The organism is Caballeronia zhejiangensis (assembly GCF_000698575.1).
Taxonomy (GTDB): domain Bacteria; phylum Pseudomonadota; class Gammaproteobacteria; order Burkholderiales; family Burkholderiaceae; genus Caballeronia; species Caballeronia zhejiangensis.
Window position 1 is genome coordinate 1 of sequence record NZ_JFHD01000097.1, and the last position, 1,590, is coordinate 1,590.

The 1,590-nt window shown below is 57.3% G+C and carries 1 protein-coding gene and 1 pseudogene; one reads left to right on the top strand and one right to left on the bottom strand.

The annotated features are described in order from the left end of the window. Positions 1–183 (top strand): annotated as a pseudogene (locus BG60_RS36060) (malate:quinone oxidoreductase); the annotation flags it as partial. A 289-nt stretch (positions 184–472) separates the two neighbouring features. Here BG60_RS36060 and BG60_RS36065 read toward each other — a convergent pair. Next, the gene (locus BG60_RS36065) at positions 473–1,498 is read right to left on the bottom strand and encodes an IS110 family RNA-guided transposase (protein ID WP_024074122.1); all 1,026 of its coding nucleotides are present in this window, start codon (positions 1,496–1,498) and stop codon (positions 473–475) included. Positions 1,499–1,590: the final 92 nt, after the last annotated feature.

Below are 1,590 nucleotides of genomic sequence, written 5' to 3' on the forward strand. Positions count from 1 at the left end.
CCAAGCTACGGCACCAAGCTGAACGACAGTCCTGAGGCTGTTGCCAAGGAATGGGCCTACACCGCCGGTATCCTGCAACTGACCCCACCGCCTGCGATTCCGCAACTGACTGCTCCAAAAGCCACCGAGGCTGCCAAGCCTGCGGCCGCGCCGAGCAAGCCAGCGTCTGACCTGGCGCTGTAAGCAACGCCTGATATCAGGTAACGCTTAAAAAATCTATGGTCCCCCCCATTTTTGCAATACTGATTAACGGGCGATGTGGTTGGCTTGCTTAAATCTATCCGGCGTCTGTTTGGGGCTTGCCCCAGCGCCACGATGAGAGTCGCGCCTGACGATCCTTAAAAACCCGTCGGCTTCTGAAGCCGATTTTTATGTCAGGATCTTCGCCAGGCCGGTAGGCCGTTCACGTCATCCGTTGTTCAGCTATCGCAAAACCTGAAGGGTGAATTGTGGTACTGCAACAACCGCAGGGTCAGGCGTTCAAGGCGTCTGGCCCTGCTTCATATTGCGCATGGTGAGCCGCTATCGCCCAAGCGATACGCGCCAGTTTGTTGGCCAGGGCACAGGCCACCACATTCGAGTGTCGTCGGCGCAGCAGCGCTCGCACCCAGTCGGCCAAAGCCCCCTTCTGATGATCCAGCCTCTGCATGTAAACCCTGGAGCATTGCACCAGCAGTTGCCGCAGGTGCTTGTCACCCCGCTTGCTGATCCCCAACAAATTGGCTTTGCCGCCCGTGCTGTACTGTCGCGGCACCAAGCCCACTGAAGCCGCAAAATCGCGACTGCATCGGTATTGCTTGCCATCGCCCATTTCTACAGCCAGAAGGCTGGCGGTGATCGGACCGACACACGGCATGCTAAGCAAACGGCTCCCCAGATCATCGTCGGCCAGCTGGCAAGCCAGTTGTTTGTCCAGTTCCTTGATCTGTTCATCCAGGTAAACGAAGTGATCGTGCAGGCGTTGCAACAGCACTGTCAGCCGCACAGGCAGCTCATGCTCGGCCAAAACAGCTGCCAAACGCTTCATGATGGCTGAGCCTTTGGGCAGGCTGATGCCAAATTCCAGCAGGAAACCGTGCATCTGATTGGCTGTCTTGGTGCGGTCATGCACCAACGACTCGCGCATGCGATGCAGGACAGACAGGGTTTGCTGAGACTCGGTTTTAGGCGTAACGAAGCGCATGGACGGACGGGAAGCCGCCTCGCAAATGGCCTCTGCGTCGATAAAGTCATTTTTGTTGCCCTTGACGAAAGGGCGGACAAACTGCGGTGAAATCAACTTGGTCGTATGCCCCATCGCCGCAAGCTGACGGGCGATGAAGTGAGAGCCGGCACAGGCTTCCGTTACCACGACGCAGCTCGGCAAGTTGCCGAAGAACCGCATCATCTGCGCTCGCGAGAGCTTTTTGCGAAACACCTCGCGGCCCGATTTGTCTTGGCCCAGAAGGTGGAAATTATGTTTGCCGAGATCGATCCCGATCAGTGCTGACTCGCTCATGATGATGGCCTCCAAAAACAAAACACCCTGCGAAAGCGTAGCCCTCGCAGGGTGTGGGGGTGACCATCTCATTAGCCCGCCGAAGCGGGTTT